Here is a 6,084-nt window from a genome sequence, read left to right as displayed (position 1 = left end):
GGTCGGCGCTGCTGACGTCCAGGACGCCCTGGCTGATCAGTTGGCCACCCTCGGCGTTGTCCAGCGCGCCAGTGGCGACGCTCAGGCCGGCGTTGCCGGAGAGCAGGCCCTTGCCGCTGTTGTCCAGGGAGGCGCTGGCGAGCGTCAGGCGGGCGCCGGAAACGGTGCCTTCGGCGTGGTTGTCCAGCGCGCCGTCGACGCGCAGGTCGATGCCGGCGCGGCTGGCCAGGGTGCCCTTGGCGCTGTTGTCCAGGCGAGCGGCCGCGATGTCCAGGCCGGCGGCGCCGGAGATCACCCCGGCCAGGCTGTTGTCCAGGGCCTGGGCGATGCGCAGGGTCAGGCTGGCGGCGCCGATCAGGCGCCCGCCGCGGTTGTCCAGGCTGGCGGCGGCGAGGGTGAAGGCGCGGTCGCTGGAGATTTCCCCGCCGGCGCCGTTGTCCACCGCGCCGAGCTGGCGCAGCAGCAGCGCGCCGGGCGTGGCGATCAGGCCGCCGTCGCGGTTGACCAGCGTGCCGCCATTGAGGTCGAGGGTGACGCCGGTTTCGCTGACCAGGACGCCGCCTCCGCGCTGGTCGAGGCCTTTCAGGTTGGCGTCGAGCAGGCCCTTGGCGCTGACCCGGCCCTGCTGGCCGTTGTCCAGCCGGGCGGCCACCAGGGTGATGCCGGCGTTGCTGCCGATGCCGCCGTTGCGGCTGTTGTCCAGTACGCCGGTGCGGATATCCACCGCGCCCTTGGCGCTGATCACGCCGGAACGGCTGTTGTCGAGGCTGGCGCCCTTCAGCGTCACACCGGCATCGCTGAGCAGCCTGCCGCCCTGGTTGTCCAGCGCGGCCTGGCTGGTCAGCGCCAGCGCACCGGCGCTGGAGAAGGTCCCGCCACGGTTGTCCAGGCGCGCGGCGCGCGCCGTCAGGCTGCCTTCGCTGACCAGCGCGCCGCCCTGGTTGTCCAGCACGCCGCCGAGGCTCACGCTCAGGCCGTTCTGGCTGTCGAGCCGACCGCCGTCGCCGTTGAACAGTTCGCCGCCGTCCAGACTCAGGCCGTCGCGCCCGGCCAGCACCCCCTTGGCCTGGTTCAGCAGGCGCTGCACGGTGAGGCGCAGGCCGCTGTCGCCGATGACCTTGCCGCCGCGGTTGTCCAGTTGCTCGCGGGCGTTCACGGCGACCCTCGAGGTGCTGGAAATCTCGCCGGCGCGGTTGTCGACCTGCCGCGCCTCGATAGCGATGCCGCCATTCGCGGCGATCAGCCCGGACTGGCTGTTGTCGAGCGTGTCGGCGCGAAGGTCCAGGCTCCCCTGGCTGACCAGTTCGCCGCCTTGCTGGAGCAGCGTACCGACCGCCGCCTCCAGCACGCCTCTGGCGGCGATACGGCCTTGGTTGCCGTTGCTCACCTGGTCGGCTACAAGCTCCAGGCGGCCTTCACTCACCAGGCTGCCTTGTTCGGCGTTGTCCAGGCTGGTCACGCTGATACGGGCATCGCCCTTGCTGCCGATGGTTCCCGCACGGTTGTCCAAGACCTGAGACTCGATGGCCAGTCCGTCGGTCGCCAGGACCTGCCCCTTGAGACTGTTGTCCAGTGTCTTGGCGATGCGCAGGGTCAAAGCTTCGCTGCTGATCAGCCGCCCGCCCTGATTGTTCAGTGTGTTGGCGGCGAGGGTGAAAGCACGGTCGCTGGATATCTCTCCGCCGACGCTGTTGTCCACCATGCCGAGTTGGCGCAGCAGGAGCGCGCCAGGCGTTGAAACCAGACCGAGGTCGTGGTTGTCCAGGGTGCCACCGTTGAGGTCGAGGGTGACACCGCGCTCGCCGACCAGCGAGCCTCCCCCCTGCTGAAGCAACCCTTTCAGGTTGGCGTCGAGCGTACCCTTGGTGCTGATCCGTCCTTCCCGGCCGTTGTCGACCAACCCGGCGACCAGGGTGACGCCCGTATTGCCGCCAATGGATCCCTTCTGACTGTTGTTCAGGGCTCCGGTACGAATGGCCACAGCCCCTTTCGCACTGACCAGGCCCGCACGGCTGTTGTCGAAGCCAGTGCTGTTCAGGGTGGCTCCAGCATCGGTCACCAACCTGCCACCCTGGTTGTTCAACTCGCCCCGGCTGGTAACGAGCAGGCTACCCGCACTGGAGAAAGTCCCCGCCTGGTTATTGACCTGGTCGGCCTTCACTGTCAGCGACCCTTCGCTGACCAGTGCACCGCTCCCCTGGTTGTCCAATGCACCACTGAGCGTTACATCCACCAGGCGTTGGCTGCTGAGCAGGCCGCCATCGCCATTGAGCAGTTCAGCGCCGTCCAGGTGCAATCCATCGCGACTGGCGAGCACACCCTTGGCCTGGTTCAGCAGGCGCTGCACGGTTAGGCTCAGCTCACTGTCGCCGATCACCTTGCCCCCCCGGTTGTCCAGTTGTTCCCGGACAGCCAGAGCCACCTTGGCCACGCTGGATATTTCCCCACCGCGGTTATCGATCTGGCGTGCCTCGGCGGTGACCCCGCCATCGGCGCTCACCAGGCCGCCATTGCGGTTATCCAGGCTATCGGCGTCGAGAGTCAGCGTCCCCTGACTGGCCAGTTCTCCACCCTGCTGCTCGAGGGTGCCAACCGTGACCTGCAGATCGCCCTTCGCGGCAATGCGCCCCTTGGCGCTGCTCACCTGCTTGGCGGTCAGATCCAGGGCGCCTTCGCTGACCACGCGGCCTGCCTCGTTCTCCAGGCGGTTCACCCCGATGTGTGTATCGCCCTTGCTAGCAACGATGCCGCTATGGTTGTCGAAGACGAGTGCAGCGACATCCAGCCCTCCGCTTGCGGAAAGAACGCCTTGGAGGCTGTTGTCCAGTGCCTGGGCGATGCGCAGGGTCAGGGAGTCGCCGCTGATCACGCGGCCACCCCGGTTGCTCAGCGCGGTCGCGGCGAGGGTAAAGCTTCGATCGCTGGAGATCTCGCCACCGCCACTGTTGTCCACGACACCCAGTTGCCGCAGCAGCAAGGCTCCAGGCGTGGCGATCAGGCCCTGAGCACGGTTGACCAGTTCTCCCCCGCGCAGATCGAGCGCGATGGCCGTATCGCTGACCAGCCTGCCGCTGCCCTGCTGATCCAGCCCCTTCAGGTTGGCATCGATCGCACCCTTGGCAGTGATCCGGCCGTTCTGGCTGTTGTCCACCAGGTCCGCGACCAGCGCGAGCCCGGCACCGCTGCCTATGCCGCCCTTCTGGCTATTGTTGAGGCTGCCAGTACGGATCTCCGCGGCCCCCTTGGCGCTGACGATGCCGCCCTGGCTATTGTCGAGGCTGGCGCTGCGCAGGACGGCACCGGCGTCGGTGACCACCCTGCCCCCCTGGTTGTTCAACGCACCCTGGCTGGAAAGCGACAAGGTCCCGGCGCTGGAGACTGCACCGCCCTGGTTGTCCAGCCGACCGCTCTTCACGCTCAGGCGTCCCTGGCTGCTCAAGCTGCCCGCCTGATTGCCCAATACGCCGTCCAGAATGACGTCGATGCTTTGCTGGCTGCTGAGCAGGCCGCCGTTGCCATTGAACAGTTCGGCGCCATTCAGGCGCAGCCCATCACGACTGGCGAGTACCCCGCCGTCCTGGTTGAGTACCCGTGGCGCGGCGAGGCGAAGTCCGCTATCGCCGATGGCCTTGCCGCCTCGGTTGTCCAACTGCTCGGCGACGTCCAGTGTCACCTGGCCCGGGCTGGCGATTTCGCCCGCACGGTTGTCGATCCTCCGGGCGGAAACGGTCAGGTTGCCATCAGCACTGACCAGACCGCCGCTGCGGTTGTCGAGGCTATCGGCCTCGAGCATCAGCGCACCCTCGCTGCTCAATTCGCCACCCGCCTGGTTAAAGGCTGTCACGCTGGCGTGCAGGTCACCCCTGGCCGCGATCCGTCCCCTGACACTGTTCGCTCGCTCGGCAGTCAGTTTCAGACGACCTTCGCTAAGCAGGTCGCCGTCATCGTTTTCCAAACGGGACACGTCGATATCGACGGCGCCCTTGCTGCCGATGGAGCCACTGCGGTTGTCCAGGGCAAGCGCCCGGATATCCAGGCCTCCGGTGCCGGAGAGAACACCTTCGAGGCTGTTGTCCAGAGCCTGGGCGATGCGCAACGTCAGTACACCGCCGCTGCGCAGGCGGCCACCCTGGTTGGTCAGCGCGGAGGTGGTGAGTGTGAAGGCTCGGTCGCTGGAAATTTCCCCGCCGCTGTTGTCCACCATGCCGAGTTGGCGCAGGAGCAAGGTTCCAGGCGTGGCGATCAGGCCCTGAGCGCCATTGGCCAGGGTTCCCTCGTTCAGGTCGAGTATGATGCCGGCATTACTGACCAGCCGCCCTTTGCCCTGCTGATCGAGTCCCTTGATATTTGCGTCGATCATGCCTTTGGCAGTGATCCGACCTTCCTGGCTGTTATCCACCTCAGTAGCAATCAGGCCGAGCCCGTCATTACTGCCAAGATTGCCTTTCTGGCTGTTGTTCAGAACCCCGGTATGGATCTCCGCCGCAGCGTTGGCACTGATGATCCCTGATCGGCTGTTGTCCAGGCTGGCGCTGGTCAGGCGCAGGCTGGAGTCCGTCACCAACTTGCCGCCACGGTTGTCCACCGCCTCCTGGCTGCTCAGTCTCAGCGCACCGGCGCTGGACAGAGTGGCGTCCTGGTTGTGTATGCGCCCGGCGCTCACCGTCAGGGTACCGTCGCTGAGCAGCGCGCCCTTGCCCTGATTGTCCAGCACGCCGTCCAGAGTGACCTCTATATGTCTCTGACTGCTGAGCAGTCCGGCATTGCCATTGAACAATTCGGTACCACTCAGGCGCAGCCCATCGCGGCTGGCGAGTACTCCCTTGTCCTGGTTGAGCACGCGTGGCGCGGTGATGCCCAGACCACTGTCACCGACGATCTTGCCGCCACGGTTGTCCAGTTGCTCAGTGAGGTTCAGCGTCGCCACGCCCTGGCTGGCAATCTCGCCGGCACGGTTGTCCACCTGCCGGGCATCGATGACCACACCTCGGTTGCCGGCGATGCGACCAGCGCCGTTGTCGACTTTGTCGGCGTCGAGGGCCAGCGCGCCCTGAGTCGTCAGCTCTCCCCCGTTCTGCACCAGCGCACCGAGTTTGGCACGCAGATCATCCTTGGCGACGATACTCCCCTTGGAATTGTTCGCCTCATCGGCTACCAGCTTCAGGCCGCGTTCGGCGATCAGCGTGCCAGCGTCGTTTTCCAGGCGGGTCACACCGATATCGATGGCGCCCTTGCTGCCGATGGAGCCACTACGGTTGTCCAGGACGAATGCCTGGATATCCAGACCTCCGGCACCGGAGACAAGCCCCTCGAGGCTGTTGTCCAGGGCCTGCGCGATACGCAAGGTCAGGGCTCCGCCGCTGAGCAGGCGTCCCCCCTGGTTGTTCAACGCGGAGGTGGCAAGAGTGAACGCGCGGTCGCTGGAGATTTCCCCACCGCTGTTGTCCACCACGCCGAGTTGGCGCAGGAGCAAAGTGCCAGGCGTGGCGATCAGGCCTTGAGCGCGATTGACCAGGCTTCCCTTGTTCAGATCGAGCGTAATGCCGGTATCGCTGACCAGGTTGCCCCTGTCATGCTGGTCCAACCCTTGGAGATCCGCATTGATCGCACCCTTGGCAGCGATCCGGCCCGCCTGGCTGTTGTCTACCCGAGCGGCGACCAGGGTGAGTCCCGCATCGCTGCCGATACTGGCTTTCCGGCTGTTGTTCAGGTTGCCGGTACGAATCTCCACGGCCCCCTTGCCACTGATCGCACCGGTCTGGCTGTTGTCGAGGCTGGCGCTGCTCAAGCTAAGTCCGGCGTCGCTCGCCAGTCTGCCGCCCTGATTGTTCAGGGCGCCCTGGCTGGTCACTGCCAATGCCCCTGCGCTGGATAGCGTACCGCCCTGGTTGTCGAGCCAGGCTGACTTCACCGTCAGGAAGCCCCGGCTGTCCAGGCCGCCGGCCTGGTTATCGAACGCACCGGCCAGGGAGACGTCGATACCCTTCTGGCTGGACAGCAGGCCCCCCGCGCCGTTGAACAACTCCGTAGCACTCAGGCGCAGCCCATCGCGGCTGGCGAGTACCCCCTTGTCCTGGTTGAGCA

1 pseudogene is annotated in these 6,084 nt (G+C 66.2%); it reads right to left on the bottom strand.

The features are described from left to right. Nucleotides 1–6,084 (bottom strand): annotated as a pseudogene (gene tpsA1 / locus JHD77_RS30550) (two-partner secretion system exoprotein TpsA1); the annotation flags it as partial.

Source organism: Pseudomonas sp. P20, from assembly GCF_016463925.1.
Lineage (GTDB): Bacteria > Pseudomonadota > Gammaproteobacteria > Pseudomonadales > Pseudomonadaceae > Pseudomonas > Pseudomonas aeruginosa.
Note: the sequence above shows the minus strand (reverse complement) of the source record. Positions and strands in the feature narration are given on the sequence as shown.